We start from the raw sequence: 22,467 nt of genomic DNA, 5'->3' as shown, positions 1-22,467 counted from the left end.
TTAATAGAGGAGAATATGATATGAAATTAGCATTAGACCCAGCAATGTACACAGACTTATCAATGAAAGAAGTGATAGACAAAGCAGCAAGATTAGGATATGAATATATTGAGCTTTCTCCTAGAGAAGATTTTATACCGTTTTATAAATACCCAAAAGTTGATAATAGTATGATAAAAAATGTTAAGAAATGGTGTAGTGACGCGGGGGTCCAATTATCATCGGTCTTACCAGTGATGGCTTGGTCGGGGCCTGATGAAGAAAGACGGCAAGGTGCAGTCCGTAATTGGAAACGTGCGATAGAGATAGCGAGTGATTTAAATGTAGAAGTCATGAATACAGAATTTAATGGAAATAAATATGAACCTCAGATTTGTGAGGAAAAATTTATTAAATCTATGGATGAGCTACTACCAATATTTGAAAAAGAAGGAATAAATTTAAATTTACAAGCACATCCTTATGATTTTATTGAGCGTAATGATGAAGCCTTAAGAATGATTAGAGGATTAAATAAAGAGTGGATAAATTTAGTGTATTCTACTTCACATACGTTCTTTCATGACGACGGTACAGGCGATATAGCGACAATGTTTGATGATGCAGGGGATAAATTACAGCATGTGTTATTCTCTGATACATTAAATCACACTGTTGCGAATGGCTTACGTTATATTGTGAATCCACCTGACGCTGAAGTGACTGTGCATCAGCACCTTAATATTGGTGAAGGTGAAGTAGATTTCGATACGATATTTAGAAAATTAAAAGAAATGAAATTTGATGGCATCGCTACGAATTCAGTTTTTGCTTGGGTAGATAAAGCTGATGAATCAGCCACTTTTATGTTGAATAAATTAAAGAAAGAATTATTTTAATACCATAATGATAGTTGAGGTGATTTATGAAGTTAGGATATAATGTTGCGACTACAAAAGAAAATGCTACTTTACAACAAGAGTTGGAATTATGCGAGAAGCATGGTTATGATTTTATTGAAATACAGATGGATAAGCTTCCTGAATATTTACAAGAACATTCTTTAGAAGATATGAAACAATTTTTTGATACGCATCAGATTAAACCTTTAAGTTTAAATGCGTTACAATTTTTTAATAATAGAAACGAAGCGGATTATAAAGTCGTTTTAGATACATTTAAAGAATGGTTAGAAATTGCTGAATATTTAGGTGCTCAATATATTGTAGCAGTTCCGTTAGTTACTGAAGAAAAAATATTACAAGCAGATATTCATAAAAGTTGTGTCAATGTGTTGAAACAGTTGGCTTTGTTAGCCGCAGAATATGATATTAAACTCGCTTTAGAATTTCTTGGGGCGCCATATGCAACAGTTAATACTTTTAATCAAGCGCATGCCATTATTGAGGACATTAATGATCCTAATGTAGGGATAGTATTGGATTTCTTTCATTTTCATGCTATGGGTTCACGCTTAGATGACTTAAAAAATGGAAATATTGATAATATATTTTTATTGCATATCAATGATGTCGATGACTATCCGATAGGTATTTTAACAGATGAGGATAGATGTTTCCCAGGATTAGGCGCTATTGATATTCCTGGTATATTATCTACATTGAAGGATATGGCATTTCAGGGTGAATATATATCTATAGAATTGTTCCGCCCAGAATATTATCAGATGCCTGCGGAAGATGTGATTAAAAAATCTAAAGAGACTATGATAGAAAGTGTTCAACCATATTTTACATTGTAAAAACAAAAATTCAGTAGCAAAGCTACTGAATTTTTATGTTTCAATCGTTATATTTTTAGATTTAAAGTATGCAGTAAAATCTTTGGAAGGTAATTTATCTGTGATTAATGTATCAAGTTCATCGCATTCCATGAATGTTAACAATGTTGATTTGCCCATTTTTGTATGATCTGCGAGCGCATATACAAGTCTAGATCGAGATACGATGAGTTTTTTGATGATATTTTCTTCTAGTTCTGCATTTGTTAACCCATTATGAATGTCGACACCTGTGGCAGCCATAAAAGCTTTATCGATATTGAGCTTTTCAATAAGTGTATTAGATTCAATCCCTATAAATGAACGTGTTCTATACTTATACTTCTCACCAATTACTAGTAAAGAAACATTTTCAAAAAGAGCGGCTTTATTGATGACATCTAGACTATTAGAAATGATTGTGAAAGGTAAATCTGTATCAACATAGTCTAAGATATGCACAGTTGTTGTCCCGGTATCAATATAGATGACATCGTTAGCTTGAATGTGTTTAGCAGTAGCTTTAGCAATGTGGATCTTTTCATCATAATGTTCGATATTTCTCTTAGAGTAGTCCACGGCTTGAGAAATTGAACTTTCTATAGATTTCACACCACCATAAACTTTTTTTACTTTATTTGTATCAGCTAGAACGGCTATGTCACGACGTATTGTATTGATTGAGACATTAAAATAGTCGCTGAGTTCGTCGATTGATGCTGCTTTATTCTCGTTAATGTAAGATTCAATTGCGTGTATTCTTTTGGTTTTCATATTTATACCTCCGATAATTATATAATATACAACATTCTCATATTACTCAACAGTTGATTAAAAAATGATAAAAATTTGACAAAAAATAACCATTTATATAAAATAACCAATAAGTAATCAATATGTTACCAAGATTATACTAAAAAATGGAAGCGCTTTCCAATAGGAGGAATTATAATGGCAGAAGTTTTGAAGAATTATATTAATGGTGAATGGATTGAATCAGATTCTAAGGAAACAATCGATGTTTATAACCCGGCGACAAAAGAGGTTATTGCAAAAGTTCCTGTATCTACAAGAGCAGAATTAGATCACGCAGCGGAGATTGCACATAATGCATTCCAAGAATGGAAAGAAGTCGCTGTACCTAAACGTGCACGTATATTATTTAAACTCCAACAAATTTTAATCGACAATAAAGAAGAATTAGCAGAAATCATTACTAAAGAAAATGGTAAGAGTATAGGTGAAGCATTAGGAGAAGTGCAAAGAGGTATTGAGAATGTTGAATTTGCAGCTGGTACACCGTCATTAATGATGGGAGATTCATTATCAAGTATTGCAACAAACATTGAAGGAACGAGTTATAAATATCCAGTAGGTGTCGTGGGAGGTATTACACCATTTAATTTCCCAATGATGGTACCTTGTTGGATGTTCCCGATGGCGATTTCTTTAGGAAATACATTTGTAATGAAACCTTCCGAAAAAACACCATTACTTGTTAACAAATTAGCACAATTCGTAGAAGAAGCAGGCTTTCCAAAAGGTGTATTCAACGTAGTACACGGTGCACATGATGTTGTAAACGGCATTGTAGAAAATGAATACATTAAAGCAGTTTCTTTTGTAGGATCTAAACCAGTAGGTGAATATGTATATAAAAAAGCGACTGAAAATCTAAAACGTGCACAATGTCTGACAGGAGCTAAAAATCATACCATCATTTTAAATGACGCAGATATTGATTCAGCTGTTAAGGATGTCATTGGTGCGGCATTTGGATCAGCAGGAGAACGTTGCATGGCTGCAGCAGTTGTTGCAGTGCAAGAAAATGTTTACGATGAGTTCAAAGAAAAATTAGTGAATGCAGCCAAAGACATTGTTATAGGCAATGGATTGGAAGATAATGTGTTCCTTGGACCTGTAATTAGAGAAGAAAATAAAGCGCGTACGTTAAGTTATGTTGATCAAGGTGTCGAAGAAGGTGCAACACTCGTCCTAGATGGTAGAGAAGGCAACAAAGACGAGGGATACTTTGTAAAACCGACCATCTTTGAAGATGTAACTACGGATATGAAGTTATGGCAAGATGAAATCTTTGCACCCGTATTATCACTTGTGAAAGTAACAGACTTAAAAGAAGGTATTGCACTAGCAAACCAATCAGAATTTGCTAACGGTGCATGCTTGTTTACAGATAGCGCTTCATCAATTAGACATTTTAGAGAAAATATTGACGCAGGTATGTTAGGCATCAATTTAGGCGTTCCAGCACCTATGGCTGTCTTTCCATTCTCTGGATGGAAATCATCATTCTTCGGTTCACTACATGCCAATGGTAAAGATAGTATCGATTTCTACACGCATCGTAAAGTTGTGACAGCACGTCATGGAGAACCTCAATATTAAGGAGTGGATATAAATATGGCTCAATTATTGAAAAAACCTGTACAGCATCCTTTAAATGATGCTGTACAAATCATACAAGACTTTAAACCAGAAGATGTTAACTTAAAATATACGGGGATTAAAATTTTAGACATTCAAACATCAGGCATTTACGAAGAAACAACGCAAGGATTTGAAATCTGTATTGTTGCATTGACTGGAAAAATTGATGTATCTGATGGAGAAAGTATTTACAAAGATTTAGGAACAAGAGATTCAGTATTTGAAAAAATGCCTACAGATAGTATTTATATTTCAAAGGATCATCATATTCAAATATCAGCAGTTAAAGATGCTAGGGTCATTATTTGTTATGCGCCGTGTGATGAAGGTAGACCAACAGAACTTATTCCAGCGCGTAGCAATGGTGTTGAAGATAGAGGTAAATATGCGAATCAACGTCATGTCCACAATATCTTACCAGATACGCACACAGCCAGTGAAAAATTGTTGGTTGTCGAAGTTTATACGGATCAAGGTAACTGGTCAAGTTATCCACCACATAAACACGACGAGGACAACTTGCCGGATGAATCATTTCTTGAGGAAATTTATTATCATGAAATGAACCCAGAGAAAGGATTTGTGTTCCAACGTGTTTATACGGATGATCTTTCATTAGACGAGACAATGACTGCGCAAAATGGAGATGTTGTCATAGTACCTAAAGGCTATCATCCAGTAGCTGTACCAGATGGATATAATGGTTATTACTTAAATATAATGGCTGGACCTAAAAAAGTATGGAAATTTAACAATCAAAAAGACCATGAATGGATTATTGATAGAAAGTAGGGAGAGGTATGACAACTAAAAAAGATATCGTAGCTATCGGACGTGCTGCAATTGATTTGAATGCTGTAGAAATAAATAGACCAATGGAAGAAACTGAAACATTTCGCAAATACGTAGGTGGGTCACCAGTCAATATTAGTATTGGAGCTTCTAAATTAGGATTAAATGTAGGACTTATAGCGAACGTATCAGATGACCAACATGGTCGTTATATTACGAGCTATCTGGATAAACTAGGTGTAGATACTTCACAAATTCATATCGATGAAAATGGTCATAAGACAGGTCTAACATTTACAGAAATTAAAAGCCCTTCAGAATCTAATATTTTAATGTATCGAGAAGAAGCATCAGATTTATACTTGGAACCGGAGCATGTCTCAGAAACCTATATTAAAGAAAGTGAATATCTATTAATATCAGGGACTGCATTAGCCCAATCCCCATCAAGAGAAGCTGTGTTAAAGGCATTAGCAATTGCTAAAGCGAATGCTGTTAAAGTTGTGTTTGAAATAGACTATAGACCATACACATGGAAGACTTTTGAAGAGACTTCGATTTATTATGAATTAGTCGCGCAACAAGCGGACATTGTTATTGGTACAAGAGATGAATACGATATGATTCAAAGTTATCAAGATAAAACCGATCAAGAAATTGGCGAAACTTTATTTGAAAATCATCCTGAGCTTGTTGTTATCAAACATGGTGTTCAAGGCTCAAAAGCGTACACTAAAGCAGGTGAATATTTTGAAGGGAAAGCATTCAAAGCAAAAGTGATTAAAACATTTGGCGCAGGTGATTCCTATGCAGCCGCGTTTTTATACGCGCTAGTAAAAGGTAAATCGATTGATGAAGCATTGAAATATGGTGCGGCTTCTGCAGCTATTGTCGTAAGTAGCCACAGCTCATCAGAAGCTATGCCAACAAGTGAGACTTTGGAAAACTATATTAGTGAGCACGAGAGTTAAAAAAATTACGACAAAATGTAAGCGATTTCTAAAAGGCGGATGATTTTATGATTCAAAATATACGTTATGGATGTGCACCTATCGCGTGGACGAACGATGATTTACCCGAATTAGGAAGTGCAAACACGTTTGAACAATGTATTAGTGAAATGGCTTTAGCTGGATATGAAGGCACTGAAATTGGTAATAAATATCCTAGCAATCCTTCAGTGTTACGTGAATACTTAGAACCGAGAGGGTTGAATGTAGCGAGCGCTTGGTTGAGCTTATTTCTAACGACAGAAAAATTTGAAGTGACGGAAGCGGCCTTTATTCAGCATAGAGATTTTTTATATGAAGTAGGTGCAAAAGTCATTGTCGTATGTGAACAAGGTCAAAGCATTCAAAAGGATTTGAATAAATCTATATTTACAGATAAACCTCATTTCACAAATGATGAATGGCATAAGTTACTCAGAGGTTTAGAAAAATTAGGTACATTAGCGAATGAAAAGCATATGACACTTGTTTACCACCCACACATGGGAACAGGCGTCCAAACAGATTTAGAGATACAGAGGTTAATGGATAATACAGATAAAAATAAGGTGTCGTTGCTTTATGATACAGGACACTTGGCGCTATCTGGTGAAACGGCGATAGATATTTTTAATAAATATAAAGACAGAATTCATCATATCCATTTTAAAGATATTAGGAAGCATATCGCACAAGAGGCAAAGTTACAAAATGATAGCTTTTTAGCAAGTATTAAAAAAGGCATATTTACAGTTCCAGGTGATGGCTACATAGATTTTGCACCCATTCTAAAGGCAATAGAAAATAATAACTACCAAGGATGGATTGTAGTGGAAGCCGAACAAGACCCTGAACAAGCGAATCCATTTATATATGCTAAAAAAGCAAAAGACTATTTAAATAACATTCAACAGAATCGTGAAGAAAAATACATTTCCTAAGAGGGGGAATTTTTTGGAAAATCATATGATTCATTACGCAAAAGATCAAAGTTTTGCCGTGCCACAGATGAATATAAATGGTCTGATATGGATTGAAGGTGTGTTAAGCGCAGCTGAAAAATTAAATGCGCCTATTATTATCGGTACAACAGATAAGAATATTGAATATTTAGGCGGATATGATTTTATCTATCAAACAATTAAAAATAAAATAAAAGCGATGCAGATTACAGTACCTGTCTCAATTCATTTAGACCATGGGCTAACAGTAGAAAATTGTAAAAGTGCTGTAGATGCTGGTTATGATTCGGTCATGTTTGATGGTTCAAAGTTATCAATTGAAGAAAATATCAAACTGACTAAAGAAGTAGTGGATTATGCGCACGCTAAAGGTGTCATAGTTGAGGGTGAAGTCGGCGCAGTTGGTGGTGAGGAAGACGGGTTGATTGGACAAGTGAGATATGCAGATATAGATGACTGTATTGCATTAGTTGAGCAAGCAAATATCGATACACTTGCGCCTGCACTAGGTTCTGTACATGGTAAATATCAGGGAGAACCTAATCTAGGATTTGAAGAAATGGAAATTCTAGGTCAGAAAATAGACATCCCATTGGTACTGCATGGCGCTTCAGGTATATCAAATTCAGACTTGCAACGTGCAATAGACTTAGGTCATGCAAAGATTAATTTCAATACAGAAATTAATATCTCTTGGAGCAATCAATTAAGAGACACTTTAAATGAATCGGAAGAATTGTTTAACCCGCAGAAAATTTTAAAACCCAGTATTGGAGCTATAGAAAAAACGGCTGAAAGAATTATCAATATATGTGGTGCAAATCAACAAAATAAAGTATTTACTCAAAGATAAATGACTGGAGATGAAATAGTTATGGAATTAAAAATAGGTGTAATTGGTATAGGCGCTATGGGTAGAGATCATGTTGAACGTATAAATGAACGTGTAAATGGAGCAAATGTTACGGCAATTAGTGACATCAATAAAGATGTTGCCATCGCATATGCTAAAGAAATTAATGCAACATTTTTTGAAAATGCAGAAGATTTAATTTCATCAGAAGATGTTGATGCAGTGCTTGTTACATCATGGGATCCAACACATGAAGGCTATGTGCTTGAAACGATTAAACATAATAAACACGTATTTTGTGAAAAACCCTTAGCGCTTGAGTCATCAGGTTGTACAAATATTGTAAATGCAGAAGTAGAAAAAAATAAGCGTTTTGTACAAGTAGGATTTATGCGTAGATATGATAGAGGTTACGAAGAAATTAAACGCGAATTACAAACGGGATCTCTAGGAGAAACGTTGCTCGTACATTGCACGCATAGAAATGAATCTGTTGATGAGAGTTATAATACGCCAATGGCAGTTGAAAATACTGCGGTCCATGAAGTAGATGCTTTGAGATGGTTGTTAGAAGAAGATTTTGTCACTGCCGAAGTACGTTTACCTAAAAAACAAACGACACGTACACATCCAGATTTGCACGATCCACAATTAATTTTATTAGAAACAGAATCAGGTACTGTGATTGATTTGGAAGTATTTGTAAACTGTCAATTTGGCTATGATATTAATTGTAAAGTAGTCTGTGAGCAAGGTGAAATCGGATTGACGAATCCAACATACTACAGTGTTAAAACAGAGAGAAAAGATTCTACACGTGTCCCAAGTGATTGGAAAGAAAGATTCATTTCAGCTTATGATAGAGAATTACAGTTATGGGTAGATGGTGTAAAACAAGATCATATCACAGGGCCTTCAGCTTGGGATGGTTATATGGCATCAGTTACAACAAATGCATGTTCAGAGGCAAGAGATAGCGGTAAAATCGTAGATATTAAATTTGAAAGCAAACCAGAACTCTATAAATAGAATAAGGGTGATTATATGAATTTATCATATGTTACAGATAGTCTCGCACATTTGTCACTTGAGGAAGTATTGCAGAAAATAACACGACAAGATATTTATCATATTGAACTGGCTACTGGAGGGTGGTCTCCAGCACCGCATTTGAATATAGACAACTTATTAAATGATAAGACAGAATTAAGTGCGCTTAAAGATTTATTATCGAAGTACCATGTTCAAGTTGTAGCATTAAATTGTTCAGGCAATCCATTAGATCCAGGTACATTAGGAGATGAGCATAGAAAAATCACTGAACAAACGTTTGAGCTAGCAGAACAATTAGGTGTGAAAAAGATTGTGATGATGAGTGGTTTGCCGCCAGCTTCTCCGAATGATGAGGTGCCGAATTGGATTACGACTACAGTGAGTTGGCCGCCACAGTTAAAAGATGCCCTTGAATATCAATGGAATGAAGTAGCGATACCATATTGGAAAAATTTAGTTGAAATTGCAAAAAATCATGGTGTGGAGAAAATAGCATTGGAGAATTTCAGCATGCAATTAGTGTATAATGTTGAAACGTTACTTAAATTAAGAAATGCAGTAGATCCAATCATTGGAATGAATTTAGACCCAAGTCATTTACTTTGGATGGGTGCAGATCCAATACAATGTGCACGTGCATTAGAAGGTGCAATTCATCATGTACACGGTAAAGATGTCCGCATCGAAAAAGGTTTAGCTGATATTAATACTGTGTTAGAAACTAAAGAAATAGAAGATGTTAAAAACCGATCGTGGAATTACGTAGCTGTGGGTTATGGTCAAGATTTACAATGGTGGAAGACCTTTTTCTCAGTAGTACGCATGGTGGGGTATGATGATTTTGTCTCGTTAGAAATGGAAGATTTAACAATGTCTGCAGAAGATGGTGTCGATGCATCGATTGCCGCCTTAAAGCAAGTAGTTGTTTGATAATCATGTAAAATTAAAGTATTTCAATCAGATATGCTTTATGAGGTTTCATAAAGTAACCATAAATGAATATAAAAGCCATCACTACATTATATAGTGATGGCTTTTGTATTGATTATTATTTAGTATCATTATTAATCTGTGCTTGTAATGATTGAGTATTGGATTGCGATATACTAAGCAAGTATTTCGCTTTAGCTAGTGATTGCTTACTGTCGTTATAGGATAGCTCAGTGCGTTTAGATAGTACTACGAGCACAACAGAACTGATTAATGCGATGACTGTAATGATAATAAATGGTGACACCATGCTAGTTGGATTGACAAAGAAAATGATGGAAGCGGTAAGCGTTGATATCACAGCGATTGCAATTAATATTAAGGTTGCATACATATAACGTGTCGCTTGTTTTAAATCGTTCCGAAACACTTCTTTATGTTGGTTATAGTGAAGATTATTTTTATGTAACTTTAAATCTTCGTTAGCATCAATGGCTTGTGCAAAATCTGAGACTTCTTTATTTTCATCTTGTTTCAATTGATCAATGATGGGTTGATAGCCAAATGTTAGCGCAATTTTCTTTTCTTTTTCTGTACCTTTTGCGAGATGGTTTAGTTCGTCTAATTTTTTTTGGTTCATTGTTTCTCACTCCCATATTGTTTATTTAATATTCATTTCAGTTATTAAGTTAGTGCGATATGAATGCACTTATGGTTAACAATAGGTTTTCTAAACAGTGTTATTTATCTTTTGGAGTTTCTGCTTTGTGTGAACTTTGAACACTTGTAGGTGCGTCTTCATGACTGTCTTGTGCATTAGCAACGTGACTACCAAATAAAGTGGCAGAACCTAATACTGCACATAAGAAAAGGCCACCTAACCAAGTAAAGAATGTTGGTTTTTTGCGTCTTTCATAACGTTTCGCCATATCGGCATCGTCGTCTAATAAGTTGCCAACATCCATGTTTTGCGGTGCGACTACTTGATTGAAATTTGATTGGTTTGTTTCATTGTTAGCGAAACTTAGTGCTTGTTGTTTGATTTCCATCGCACGTGCAGAAATACTTAAGCTCGTTTGGTTACTCTGTTCAAGCTGTTGATTTAAACGATCTAAATGAGTTCTATTATTTTGCAGTTCCAATTCTTTTGAACGTATAGATTCATTTTTATCAGTGTTTTCACGTTTGGCTTTTTCTAATTCGACTCTGAGATAATTAATTTCATCTGTCATTTGTGAATCTTTTAATTCATAGTCGTTTACTTTTTTATCGACTGCGAGTTCTAAGCGTTCGTTGAAGGTTTTTTCGTTGTGAATTAAGTCTTGTTCTAGCTTACTAATTTCGCTTCTTAGTTTATCGACATCTTCAGTTCTTTTCTGGATTAAGGTTGCTGCATCTTGATCCATAATATTTTTAAGCTCTGATTTCTTTGTATCAATTGTTTCTTGATGATGTTGAATAATATCATCAACGATTTTAGAAATATGCAATTCGTAATTATTTTTCACATCTGCATTTAATACTTTAATCTGGTTATGGTATACGTTATTCGCTTTATCAGTTAGTGATTTTTCATATTCACGAATACGATTATTTAGAAGTGGTCGTTCTTCTCTTTCTATTCTTTCAATCATATCTCGACGGGCTTTATCAGCACGGTCATTTTTATCTGCCTCAAAACTCTTTTCTAATTTTTGAGTATGATCTTTAACTTTATTTGGAATAACACTTAATGCATCATCTAATTTGCTTTCTATTTCTTTATAGGCTTTGTTATATTTTGAGTCTACAGATTTATAGTTGCGCATTTTATCTGCTTCAATACTTTTACTCCACAAATCAGTAACGAGTTGATTGAAGATACTATTGATAACATCTTCTCTCTTTTTTTGTAAGACAAATAGTTTGTCATTTTTCGCTTGATTGAAATCATCTTGTGTTAATTGTTCAAGTTTTTTGTATGTTGGTAGTACTTTTTCGTCATAGTCTTTATTATCAACGATACTTCTGAATTCTAACTCTTCATTATCTAAATAGACTTTATCTATAAGTGAATTAAGTGTGTTATATAAATTATCTTTTAATAGCTTAATATCGGAAAGATCCTCGCCATTATTAACTGTTTTAATAGATTTAATATGCTTTTGTTTGTTTGTAAGAGCGGTATTTTGATTAACGTCTTTTTTATCTCTTTCTTGAATCAGCTTAATAATTGCATCTTTCAGTGGCCCTAAAGTATCTAAGGATAAGCCTTTACTCATATCAGAAATACCAAAATCGGGCATGTTTGCTTCTTTTAAAATGTTATTATTAATAACTTTTAACTTGAATTGATCTTCTGAAGGTATGTAAACTCTAAGTCCAAAATTACAGTCAAGTCGTTTATTTTCCTTTATGTTGAGTAAAGAAGTTAAATCTGTAATGCAGTATTCATGATCTTCGAATATTTTGAAAGGTTCTTTCTCGTCTTTATGGTCTATAGTTACATCAAAAGATTGCACTATTTTAGAAGAACATAAGATTTGTTTAAAACATTCTACGGCATTACCTTTTGAAAATCCTTCTCTTAGTGCGGGCGCAGCGATTGGTACAATATAAATGTCCGTCTCCCCTGCGAGTACATGGTCCATATCTAAAGAACTAATATCTAAAACGTTATTGCCCATTACATGTCATCCTTCCATTCGGTTATTGTTTAAAATGCTATGAATATACTGGATTGTTTCATATTATATTTAATCGTGTTTTCAGGAAGTAAAATAATAATTGGTTTAATTATTGTTTTTGTGTGTAAATATCTATTAATAACTGATAATTCCTAATTATCAGATGTTTATAATAACATATTAATACAATATATAATATAAAAATTAGAAAGAAAACATTTATTTACATTATTAATTTTAAAATTATAATTCAAAAGTATTTTTTATTACCTTTTAACTGATTTTTAAAAAATAACATACCAAAAAATATATGAATTACAATTATGTTGTGTGGAACTATAGTTTATAATTGAAATGTAATGATTGTGTTTTACTTTGGAAAGATATAATTACAAACATGGTTACATAGTCATTATAGAGGTATAATTTCAGTGCTTATGGTTTAATATTTAGAAAAATAATGAGCAAAGAGGTTGTATTTACCTATATGTAATATTACACTTAAATCAATATCAATTCTGTGTGATTTATTATCATTACATAAAAAATTATTAATCGAATCATGATACATATGATCAAAGTCATCCAGATCATTTAATTTCAATCCATAAACTAATGACAGCTAAGCTTTATAGTTAGTAGCAGTAGGGTTTTGCATAATGCGCATAAATTAGGAGGGATTCAAATGGTTGTTCGTGATAATAAACGTATCAAAGTCAAACGACTCAATGAAACGCGTTCAAGTGGTATTTCTGTCATGATTGAAGAAGGCGGTTTAGGAGCCGATCAGTACTATCAAATTGAAAAGCAAAATGCGAAAACATCAGAAGAACACTTACATCAGTTTGAACATGAGTTAACAGAAATGACTAATGTGGGATTAATTGATTTACTGACTGTAAATGCCCAAGAAAGTACGAATAAGGACTATAGTGAAGCTTTAAAAGCAATTCAGTTAGAAGTGTTACATCGCATGGAATCATGAAGATCAATAGCAATTAGACAGAAAGTATCTGTGCTATAAATTATCCTCAATAATAGGCTGTTACTAAAGTAGATTAAGGACTTTAGTAGCAGCTTTTTTAGATTGTAATAGCGATTGAGTGCATACATGGTTAACATAATCATGTATGCATCACAGATATAATTCGATCTCAATAGTGAGGCTTAAATTGATAGATTTACTAAAAGCTATTGCTGATTAATAATAAAAAGAATAAAATATAAATGATATTGATAATCATTTTCAAAAGTAGAAGGGGCACATTTATGAAAAAATTTATAACTTTTATTATTTTAGTAACATTATTATTAGCTTCTTGTAGCCATCAGAGTAAGTCAGAGAAAAGCCAAGATACAAGGAGTTATGAATTAGATAGTGGTAAAAAAGTAGACATACCCAAAAAACCTAAACGCATTGCAGTAATAGCAAATACATATGCTGGTGGATTGAAATATTTAGGTGCGAACATTGTGGGCGTGACTAAAGATATTGACAAGAGTGACGTACTTAAAGAGAAATTTAAAAACACCGAGAAATTCAATGAAAATGATGTAGAAAAGGTTGCAAAGCTCAAACCTGACTTAATTATTGTAGATACTACAGATAAAAATATCAAAAAGTATCAAAAAATAGCATCTACAATTCCTATTGAATATGGGAAAAAGGATTATTTAGATACACAAATTGAATTAGGGAAAATGATTGGGAAAGAAGAAAAATCAAGACAATGGGTGAAGGAATGGAAAGCTCAAACCTCAAAAGATTCTAAAGAAATCAAACAACAAATTGGTGAAAATGCAACGATTTCTATTTTTGATGATTTTAGGAAAACAATTTATGCATTTGGTAAATCTTGGGGGCGCGGAGGTGAAGTGGTTTATCAAGCTTTTAATCTGAACATGCCCAATGCTTTAGAGAAAGTTGTTAAAAAAGATGGATGGAAAGAATTATCTCAAGAAAAATTACCTCAATATTCGGGAGATTATATTATTACGATGAGTGAGGGAAAATCTAAACCTGAATTTGAAAAGAATAATATTTGGAAAAATATTCCGGCTGTTAAAAATAATCGTGTAATCAATGTTAAAGCAGAGACATATTGGTTTAATGACCCTTACTCTTTAGATTATATAAGAAAAGAAGTCAAGCAACATTTAATAAAATAAATTAATCATAAATAAAAGGCATATCAGATTTTAAAAACCTGATATGCCTTAATTAGATATTAAAAATTAACCATTAAATTCTAATGGATTAGGTCCGATGCGTTTATTTTGATTCAAGGCATCGATACGTGCAATCTGTTCTTCAGTTAATGAAAAATCAAATACGTTTATATTTTCTTCTATTCGATGTGGTGTTACGGATTTTGGAATTGTTACGACACCATGTTCAATATTCCATCTAATGACTACTTGTGCAGCTGATTTCCCAACTTCTTCAGCAATAGCATTGATTGTTTCATCAGTTAAAATTTCAGCGTTCATCAGTGGAGACCAAGATTCCATGTGAATGTCTGTTGTTGCTAAATAATTTCTTAATGATTCTTGTGTAAAGTACGGGTGAAATTCAACTTGATTAATCACTGGTTTAATAGAAGTTTGATTTTTTAATGCTTCTAAATGCTCGATGTTGAAATTACTTACACCAATATTTTTTACTTTACCAGCTTCATATAATGACTCCATACCTTTCCAAGTATCAATAGTTAATGCTTCATCTGTACCTGGCCAGTGAATAAGATATAGGTCTAAATAATCAAGGCCTAAGTTATCTATAGAAGTTTGATAACCTTTGATTACATTGTCTTTACCATATTGATCCAACCAAAGTTTAGAAGTGATGAATAAATCTTCTCTTTGTATACCAGCTTCGGCCATACCCTCTTGAATGCCAAGACCTACCATTTCTTCGTTGCCATAAACTAATGCTGCATCGATACTACGATAACCATTTACGATTGCATGTTTGACTGCCGCTTTAGCTGTGTCATCATTTTCGACTCTAAATACACCTAAACCTAATTGTGGCATTGTATTGCCATTATAAAATTTGATATTTTGCATAATTACACTCCTTTGTATTAGATAGATGTACGTGCATCTAAATAAATTTCATAATTACTATTGTAAGCATTATAGAAAGGAAATGAAAGTACGCACTTTTAAGTAACCAAGAAAGCATAAGCATATTTGGGGTTTTGCATTATAAATATGACCGCTCATCACCCGTTATCATAGCTAATATCAAGCAATCATTAAAAATTTATCTAGGTATTTGAACTTGGAAAGTATAGGTATTATTTAGAAGTTAATTCAAACTAATATGTACATTATATTTAAAAATGATTATACTTAAAAACATGTTTGTTTTTAATACACAAGGAGTAATACGAAATGAATATAATGAGTAGAATATTTCGGAAAGAAGAATTATCGCGTTATCAAAATAAAGATGCGCATTTAGAACGTACACTACGAGTTAGGGACTTTTTAGCTTTAGGTGTTGGAACCATTGTTTCGACAGCAATTTTTACTTTACCGGGCGTTGTTGCAGCAGATCATACGGGACCTTCTGTGAGTTTGTCGTTTTTAGTTTCAGCGATTGTTGCTGCACTTGTAGCATTTGTCTATGCTGAAATGGCTTCGGTAATGCCATTTGCAGGATCTGCATATACATGGATTAGCATATTGTTTGGTGAGTTTTTTGGATGGATTGTAGGTTGGGCACTTATTGCAGAATATATGATTGCAGTGTCTTTCGTGGCATCTGGATTCTCAGCAAATTTACAGGGGTTATTAAAGCCCTTCGATGTTTCGTTACCGAATGCACTGGCGAACTCTTTAGGTACTCATGGTGGTGTAATGGATGTGATTGCAGCTATCGTTGTAGTTATTACAGCTTTGTTATTAGCTAGGGGCGCTTCAGAAACAGCGCGCGTTCAAAACACTTTAGTAGTATTAAAAGTATTAGCAATTTTTCTCTTTATAATAGTAGGCATAAGTGTCATCAATATTGGACACTATATACCATTTATTCCTGAATATAAAGCTACAGCTGCTGGATCATTTGGTGGCTGGCAAGGTATATACGCAGGTAGTTCTGTAATATTTATTGCCTATATTGGCTTTGATTCTATCGCTGCTAATTCAGGGGAAGCGATTAACCCACAAAAAACAATGCCATTAGGAATTCTAGGTTCATTAGGTATTGCTGTAGGATTATTTGTAGCAGTTTCTCTTGTATTAGTAGGCATGTTTGATTATACAGCATATAAAGATAATGCAGAGCCTGTGGGCTGGGCATTACGTACGAGTGGTCATGAAACTGTTGCTGTCATTGTTCAGGCTGTGTCAGTTATTGGGATGTTTACTGCTTTAATCGGTATGATGCTTGCTGGGTCACGCTTATTGTATTCGTTTGGGCGTGACGGTATTTTACCTTCTTGGTTAGGTAAACTAAACAAGAAGAACTTACCAAACCGTGCTTTATTTATATTGACAATCGTAGCTGTTATAGTAGGCTCTGTATTTCCTTTTGGCTTCTTAGCCCAACTGATTTCTGCAGGTACGCTTGTAGCATTTATGTTTGTTACTATTGGTCTATATGCTTTACGTCGTAGAGAAGGTAAAGATTTACCGAAACCCGCTTTTAAATTACCATTATATCCAGTTATGCCAATAATCATATTTATATGTGTATTTGCAGTGTTTTGGGGATTAAGTGGACAAGCGAAATTCTATACGATGCTTTGGTTCATTATAGGAATCATTTATTATTTGTTTTACATTTTAAAAAGTAGCTTTAAAAAGAGATAAAATAGTACCATTTTAAGCACCTATCACATAGATAGGTGCTTTTTATAGATTTATTAAGTGCGTAAATGAGTAATATGTTATAGTGGTATTATATTGCAAACGCAACAAAAGGAGTGTGTTGATGAAAGATATATTAAGAGATATTGGGGTTATTTCTAGAGCATTAGACTCTATAAGTAATATTGAATTTAAAGAAATAGATTTAGCAAAGGGACAGTTTGTTTATTTGGTTAGAATCTATGAAAATCCAGGAATCATACAAGAACAGTTAGTTGAAATGTTGAAAATTGATCGTGCCACAGCTTCAAGAGCGATTAGTAACTTAGAAAAAAACGGTTTAATTATTAAAAAGTCTGGTGAAAATAATAAAAAAAATAAACTACTGTTTGCTACAGACAAAGGAGAAGCGTTATATCCATTCATTATAAGAGAAAATGAATATTCTAATGCAGTTGCGTTAAAAGGTTTTTCTGAAGAAGAAATTAAAGCGTTAACGGATATGCTGAAAAGGGTTAAAGCGAACATATCTAATGATTGGTCATACGTTAAAAAAGGACACAAGAGAATTTATTAAAAAAGATAAATATCAAACAGATTATATCATTAAGGGGGAAAAATATGTATATACCAAATCATTATAAAGAAAAAGATATACAAGAAATTAAAAGATTTATGATGCAACACCAGTTTGTAACTGTCGTCTCTACAGATAATGGTAAGCCATTAGCAACACATGTGCCTATTAATATAACTGAGGACGAGGAATCTCTTTATATTTCAGGGCATTTTGCAAAATCTAATGCACAATGGAAAACCATAGAGCAAGCAGATCAAATATTAGTCATATTCCAAGGACCACATAGTTATATATCTGCTACGTGGTATGAAGAAGAAGACGTCCCTACATGGAATTATCAAAGTGTTCATGTGTATGGTAGAGGCAAAATTTTAACCGAGCAAGCATTAAAGCAAGATCTATCGTTATTATTAGATAAATACGAGAAGCATCGTTCGAATGGAATGACTTGGGATAATATGTCAGAGAAGACACGAAAACAAATCCAAGGTATTGTTGGCTTTCAAATAAAAGTTTTAGAAATTAACGCTGCGTATAAATTAAGTCAAAAACGTAGTGACCAAGATAAAAGTAATATCATTGAGGCACTAGAAAGTTCTGAAGATGACTTAAATAACAAGGTAGCTAAAGCAATGAAAAGATGTATCTTTGATTAAATTATAGAAAATAAGCTGCTTTAACATGTTTGTTGGCATATTACGATTCAACCTACTGGCAGGTACAGGGAAAGTGCAGTAAAATATGTAAAACAAATGTAATTATAAAGGGGAGTCTAAAGTGAGTGTGATTTCTATTATATTAACAGTATTAGTGGCAATTGAATTCTTCTTTATTATGTATTTAGAGACCATTGCGACGGGTTCTAAAAGAACAAGCAAGGTATTTAATATTAGTGAGGAAAAATTAAAAGATGAAAATGTTAATGTCTTATTAAAAAATCAAGGCGTATATAATGGTGTGATTGGATTATTATTGTTATATGGTGTTACCTTTGCAAGTCATCCTAAAGAGATGGTGGCTTTACTTTTAATTTACATTATAATAGTAGCAATTTATGGAGGACTAACGAGTGATAAAAGTATTATCCTCAAACAAGGTGGTCTACCAATCGTTACTTTGTTGTCATTATTAATTTAATGCACTTTGTATAGTTAACCTGACAGTAGTAGTTAAACCTTATTGTTGATTAATTATCAGGAAATCGCTCTATAGTGCGTTATGATAATCGAGCGTACATTTGAACATATGTTAATAAAGGAGGATGAAAAAAATGGATACATTAGATGCATATTTTAAATTATTTGATGAGGCAAGATATAGCGAAACTAGTTTTGATGCTTTGGTTGCATTATTTAGTGAAAATATAACATTTGTACTTAATGGTCATGCTTATCATGGTAAAGAAGCATGGGTTAACTTTGTGAAAAAAGTATTTGAAATGAATGAAGATTTAAAACATATGAGTAATGGCTGGCATCAAAAAGATGATGGCAGTTATGAAGCGAAATGGGCGATTTGTGGTAAAAGATATGCTACGGGTGTCTATACACAAGAAGGTATTGATATCGCTAAACTAGATAAAGATAACAAAATCAGTTACTTAGAAAATAAACCTTACGATGCGAACTTATTTTCATCTATATAAGTTACGATGTAATAATCACTTACATTTGAGTAGGTGGTTTTTTTATGTGCTATTTTAAATAATTATAAAATCAAGTACTATAAAATATCGCTGATGTGATAATATCTATCTAGTGCGTATTTTTCCAATAGTTACGTGCTTGTAAAGAAAAAATAAGGTGATATAAACAATTTTTTAATTGTTAAGCCTGTCACTCTATTAAGTATCAGTTCTTACGTTGACAAGATGTGTGGTAAAAGTCTACGCAATAATAGCGATACCGAGCCGTATCATATATGTTAAATTATGCGCCAATATAGATTAGGAGGCGTTATACACCATGAGTACGAAGCAACATTCAGAAAATAAATTGATTTTAGCTATAGTATTAAGTATATTAACGTATTGGCTTTTTGCCCAATCGTTTATTAATATATCGACTCAAGTTCAACAAACATACCAAACTACAACGGGTATAGTTAACTTATCTGTGAGTCTTACATCTTTTGCAACAGGCATATTTATGGTTGGTGCGGGAGACGTGTCAGATAAAATAGGTAAATTAAAAATGACCTATATAGGTATCATTTTAAGTATTATTGGATCCTTGTTGATTATCATATCTAGTGTTACTGCACTATTAATCGTAGGTCGAATCTTTCAAGGTTTATCTGCAGCAATATTATTACCAGCAACCGTAGGGGTATTAAATGATCAATTTAAAGGAAAGGCGTTGCGCAGAGCTTTTAGTTATTTAATGATTGGCAGTGTGGGTGGTGTAGGATTTGCATCTGTCATAGGTGGTCTTATAGCGACGTATATCAATTGGCAAGCTAATTTTATAGTTTCAATCATTGTAGCCATCATCGCCTTTATCCTTTTATTAGGGACGAAAGAAGAAGCAAAAGAAATTATTGATAAAAGACCGTTTGATTATATGGGGATGTTCCTTTTTGCATTGCTCATAGGTAGTATCACTTTATTTGCGACGCAAGGCTTTGAACAAGGTTGGCTAAGTTTATTTTCTATCATATGCTTGCTTGTGTTCATCATAGCGACTGTTTCATTTATTATATATGAACGACATAAAAATGCGCCATTTATTGATTTTTCCTTATTTCAGCATCGAGGTTTTGTAGGTTCATCGATGAGTAATGCGGTATTAAATTCTGGGATGGGTACGATGACAGTATTTAATATATACGCACAAACAAAAGTGGGGTTAAATGCATTTCAAACAGGATTAGTAACCGTACCTTATGTCATTATGGCTATATTAATGGTTCGTTTAGGTGAAAGGTTATCATTGCGTTATGGAGGGAAACCTATGTTACTTGTGGGTCCGCTATTTCCAGCGATAGGCATTATATTTATTAGTTTAACGATATTACCATCACATTGGTATGTAGCAGCTGCAGTATTTGGCTTTGTTATTTGTGCGATAGGAAATGGCTTATGTGCTACGCCAGGATTAACGATCGCGATATTGACCATACCTGATGAAAAAGTGGGACTTGCTTCGGGCATTTATAAAATGTTTGCAACACTTGGTAGTGCCTTTGGTATCGCACTCAGTACGACTGTTTTTGCGATATTACAAACTTCATACAATATAAGCATTGCTGCAACATGCACATTTTTAATAATGATGAGTATTATGATCTTAGGCGTAATATTGACTCAAATAATTATTCCGAAAAATATAAAAGCATAGACTCGAAAAATATGAGCTTATTACGTTAAATAGTAAACATGAATATGGACAGCGTTTGGGAAGAAATCTCCTAGACGCTTTTTTATAATATACAATTGTTTTAATGACAAACATCAAACAAAAAACGATATATTAATTTTAAAAATAAAATTCGTATCTATTAACTTTTTTTAAATAAAAATTTGCTACAATGTTATATAGAAGGAGGAATAGAATGAAATTAAAAAGCATAGTTGCATTAGTTTTGATAGGCACATTCGCACTTGCTGGATGTGAAGATGGGGAAGAGAAAACACCTAAAAAAGAGGCGCTGCATAAAAATAAGCATGAACTTGTTTATTTTGAACAGCTAGCAAATGGTGATGAAGATTATCCTAGAGTTGAAATAGCATATAAGGATAATAATGGCAAAACACATACATATACGGCGGCAGGCGATAAAGTTTATGAACATATTTTAAAAGGTAAAAACAAATCTCCTTATGTCGTTAAAGATGGTAAGAAGTACCATGTTTATAGAACACCATATATGACATATGATAATAAAGAAATAGAAGGTGAAGTTAAAGACAAAGGTGAAGTAGATAGCCATGATTAAACGATTCGGTTTAATATTGATTACGTTAGTCACCTTGAGTACTTTACTTTCACCAATAACAGAAGCCATTGGAACAAGTAGTGGGGCGAGTACATCATCTTCAAGTAGCGCTTCGAGTAGTGCATCATCCTCAGGTGCTAGAGGTAGTATGAATTCGAGTGCAGCGCGTACAAGTGTGAGAGCAAGTATGAATAATGCTAGAAGCTTATCATCACAGCGAGCAAATGCCACGTTGAGTAAATCAAGCTCACTTGCAAGGCCACATACCATATATAGCACAGGTAGTTCGTACCAAGATCAACGTCGTGCTGCTATGTATTTTAATAATTCACTATTTTATTGGATTGTTATGAATAATCATAATATAAACATGCACAAACAACAGCAACTATTGAAACAAAATATGCGCCCGAAAGAAAAGCTATATACGATTACAGTAAAAGGTAAAGATCACAAAGACCATGTATTAGTAGTTACAAAAAAAGATTACGACACTATTCAAAAAGGCGCCCATGTAAAATATAAAAATGGGGAAATTAAAGTGGTTTCGTAAATTATTGAAAAAGTAATTAAGGTGAACACAAATGAATTTATCATTTGTGTTCTTTTCTTATGCAAAAATTATCAAATTATATAAAGAGTGAATCCATTTGTTATGTTTTTGTAAAATTTTAAATTTTT

23 protein-coding genes are annotated in these 22,467 nt (G+C 33.2%); 19 read left to right on the top strand and 4 right to left on the bottom strand.

The annotated features are described in order from the left end of the window. Positions 1-20: 20 nt before the first annotated feature. Together QMO72_RS12975 and QMO72_RS12970 are read left to right on the top strand one after the other, a co-directional pair. Positions 21-878, top strand: a complete 858-nt coding sequence (locus tag QMO72_RS12975; RefSeq protein WP_069824602.1) for a sugar phosphate isomerase/epimerase family protein — start codon at positions 21-23, stop codon at positions 876-878. Positions 879-904: 26 nt separating this feature from the next. Then, on the top strand, positions 905-1,741 hold the full coding sequence (locus QMO72_RS12970; RefSeq protein ID WP_069824603.1) for a sugar phosphate isomerase/epimerase family protein: 837 nt from the start codon (positions 905-907) through the stop codon (positions 1,739-1,741). Positions 1,742-1,774: 33 nt separating this feature from the next. Here QMO72_RS12970 and QMO72_RS12965 read toward each other — a convergent pair whose 3' ends face one another. Then, entirely contained in the window at positions 1,775-2,533 is a 759-nt protein-coding gene (locus QMO72_RS12965; protein ID WP_103266234.1) for a DeoR/GlpR family DNA-binding transcription regulator, read from the bottom strand. 177 nt (positions 2,534-2,710) lie between these two features. Between QMO72_RS12965 and QMO72_RS12960 the strand changes: the two genes are divergently transcribed. Genes QMO72_RS12960 through QMO72_RS12930 form a run of 7 tightly spaced genes read left to right on the top strand, consistent with a single transcriptional unit; the run spans position 2,711 to position 9,786 of the window. Continuing rightward, positions 2,711-4,165 carry a CoA-acylating methylmalonate-semialdehyde dehydrogenase gene (locus QMO72_RS12960; protein WP_103266233.1) on the top strand — a complete coding sequence of 485 codons (1,455 nt, stop codon included), beginning with the start codon at positions 2,711-2,713 and terminating at the stop codon, positions 4,163-4,165. A gap of 15 nt (positions 4,166-4,180) precedes the next feature. Then, positions 4,181-4,999, top strand: a complete 819-nt coding sequence (gene iolB, locus QMO72_RS12955; protein WP_103266232.1) for a 5-deoxy-glucuronate isomerase — start codon at positions 4,181-4,183, stop codon at positions 4,997-4,999. 8 nt (positions 5,000-5,007) lie between these two features. Next, positions 5,008-5,970 (top strand): 5-dehydro-2-deoxygluconokinase, encoded by a 963-nt coding sequence (gene iolC / locus QMO72_RS12950; RefSeq protein WP_103266231.1) that lies wholly within the window; start codon positions 5,008-5,010, stop codon positions 5,968-5,970. A 47-nt stretch (positions 5,971-6,017) separates the two neighbouring features. Continuing rightward, entirely contained in the window at positions 6,018-6,929 is a 912-nt protein-coding gene (iolE, locus tag QMO72_RS12945) for a myo-inosose-2 dehydratase (RefSeq protein ID WP_103266230.1), read from the top strand. A 13-nt stretch (positions 6,930-6,942) separates the two neighbouring features. Beyond that, positions 6,943-7,803 (top strand): ketose-bisphosphate aldolase, encoded by an 861-nt coding sequence (locus QMO72_RS12940; RefSeq protein ID WP_241965975.1) that lies wholly within the window; start codon positions 6,943-6,945, stop codon positions 7,801-7,803. A 21-nt stretch (positions 7,804-7,824) separates the two neighbouring features. Then, the gene (locus tag QMO72_RS12935; protein ID WP_103266229.1) at positions 7,825-8,832 is read left to right on the top strand and encodes a Gfo/Idh/MocA family protein; all 1,008 of its coding nucleotides are present in this window, start codon (positions 7,825-7,827) and stop codon (positions 8,830-8,832) included. A gap of 15 nt (positions 8,833-8,847) precedes the next feature. After that, positions 8,848-9,786, top strand: coding sequence for a sugar phosphate isomerase/epimerase family protein (locus tag QMO72_RS12930; RefSeq protein WP_103266228.1), 939 nt, complete (start codon positions 8,848-8,850; stop codon positions 9,784-9,786). A gap of 118 nt (positions 9,787-9,904) precedes the next feature. Here the strand turns inward: QMO72_RS12930 and QMO72_RS12925 are convergent, their stop codons facing one another. Both QMO72_RS12925 and QMO72_RS12920 read right to left on the bottom strand, forming a co-directional pair. Next, positions 9,905-10,426 (bottom strand): hypothetical protein, encoded by a 522-nt coding sequence (locus QMO72_RS12925; RefSeq protein ID WP_103266227.1) that lies wholly within the window; start codon positions 10,424-10,426, stop codon positions 9,905-9,907. Positions 10,427-10,526: 100 nt separating this feature from the next. Continuing rightward, positions 10,527-12,452, bottom strand: a complete 1,926-nt coding sequence (locus tag QMO72_RS12920) for a coiled-coil domain-containing protein (protein WP_103266226.1) — start codon at positions 12,450-12,452, stop codon at positions 10,527-10,529. A 685-nt stretch (positions 12,453-13,137) separates the two neighbouring features. Here QMO72_RS12920 and QMO72_RS12915 point away from each other — a divergent pair. Beyond that, the gene (locus QMO72_RS12915) at positions 13,138-13,437 is read left to right on the top strand and encodes a hypothetical protein (RefSeq protein WP_046836983.1); all 300 of its coding nucleotides are present in this window, start codon (positions 13,138-13,140) and stop codon (positions 13,435-13,437) included. A gap of 284 nt (positions 13,438-13,721) precedes the next feature. Continuing rightward, the gene (locus QMO72_RS12910) at positions 13,722-14,621 is read left to right on the top strand and encodes an ABC transporter substrate-binding protein (protein ID WP_103267082.1); all 900 of its coding nucleotides are present in this window, start codon (positions 13,722-13,724) and stop codon (positions 14,619-14,621) included. 66 nt (positions 14,622-14,687) lie between these two features. Here the strand turns inward: QMO72_RS12910 and QMO72_RS12905 are convergent, their stop codons facing one another. Further along, entirely contained in the window at positions 14,688-15,521 is an 834-nt protein-coding gene (locus tag QMO72_RS12905; protein ID WP_103267083.1) for an aldo/keto reductase, read from the bottom strand. A 330-nt stretch (positions 15,522-15,851) separates the two neighbouring features. Between QMO72_RS12905 and QMO72_RS12900 the strand changes: the two genes are divergently transcribed. The 8 genes from QMO72_RS12900 to QMO72_RS12865 all read left to right on the top strand — a co-directional run bounded on the left by QMO72_RS12900 (position 15,852) and on the right by QMO72_RS12865 (position 22,339). Then, complete coding sequence (locus QMO72_RS12900; RefSeq protein WP_103267084.1) at positions 15,852-17,273, top strand: APC family permease; 1,422 nt, start codon at positions 15,852-15,854, stop codon at positions 17,271-17,273. A 121-nt stretch (positions 17,274-17,394) separates the two neighbouring features. Further along, positions 17,395-17,847: a MarR family winged helix-turn-helix transcriptional regulator gene (locus QMO72_RS12895; protein WP_103267085.1), complete on the top strand. Its 453-nt coding sequence runs from the start codon at positions 17,395-17,397 to the stop codon at positions 17,845-17,847. A 44-nt stretch (positions 17,848-17,891) separates the two neighbouring features. After that, positions 17,892-18,506 carry an FMN-binding negative transcriptional regulator gene (locus tag QMO72_RS12890; RefSeq protein WP_103267086.1) on the top strand — a complete coding sequence of 205 codons (615 nt, stop codon included), beginning with the start codon at positions 17,892-17,894 and terminating at the stop codon, positions 18,504-18,506. Positions 18,507-18,627: 121 nt separating this feature from the next. Continuing rightward, positions 18,628-18,987: a DUF1304 domain-containing protein gene (locus QMO72_RS12885; RefSeq protein WP_103267087.1), complete on the top strand. Its 360-nt coding sequence runs from the start codon at positions 18,628-18,630 to the stop codon at positions 18,985-18,987. Between the two features lie 133 nt (positions 18,988-19,120). Beyond that, positions 19,121-19,495, top strand: coding sequence for a nuclear transport factor 2 family protein (locus QMO72_RS12880; RefSeq protein ID WP_199196677.1), 375 nt, complete (start codon positions 19,121-19,123; stop codon positions 19,493-19,495). Between the two features lie 319 nt (positions 19,496-19,814). Further along, entirely contained in the window at positions 19,815-21,188 is a 1,374-nt protein-coding gene (locus tag QMO72_RS12875) for an MFS transporter (RefSeq protein ID WP_103267089.1), read from the top strand. Positions 21,189-21,402: 214 nt separating this feature from the next. Continuing rightward, complete coding sequence (locus QMO72_RS12870; protein WP_103267090.1) at positions 21,403-21,786, top strand: hypothetical protein; 384 nt, start codon at positions 21,403-21,405, stop codon at positions 21,784-21,786. Then, positions 21,779-22,339 (top strand): hypothetical protein, encoded by a 561-nt coding sequence (locus QMO72_RS12865; protein ID WP_103267091.1) that lies wholly within the window; start codon positions 21,779-21,781, stop codon positions 22,337-22,339. Before QMO72_RS12870 ends, QMO72_RS12865 begins: the two co-directional genes overlap by 8 nt. Positions 22,340-22,467 lie beyond the last annotated feature (128 nt).

Source organism: Staphylococcus casei (assembly GCF_030294405.1).
GTDB lineage: Bacteria > Bacillota > Bacilli > Staphylococcales > Staphylococcaceae > Staphylococcus > Staphylococcus succinus.
The sequence above is the reverse complement of the archived record's forward strand: the minus strand, read 5'-3'. Positions and strand labels throughout refer to the sequence as shown.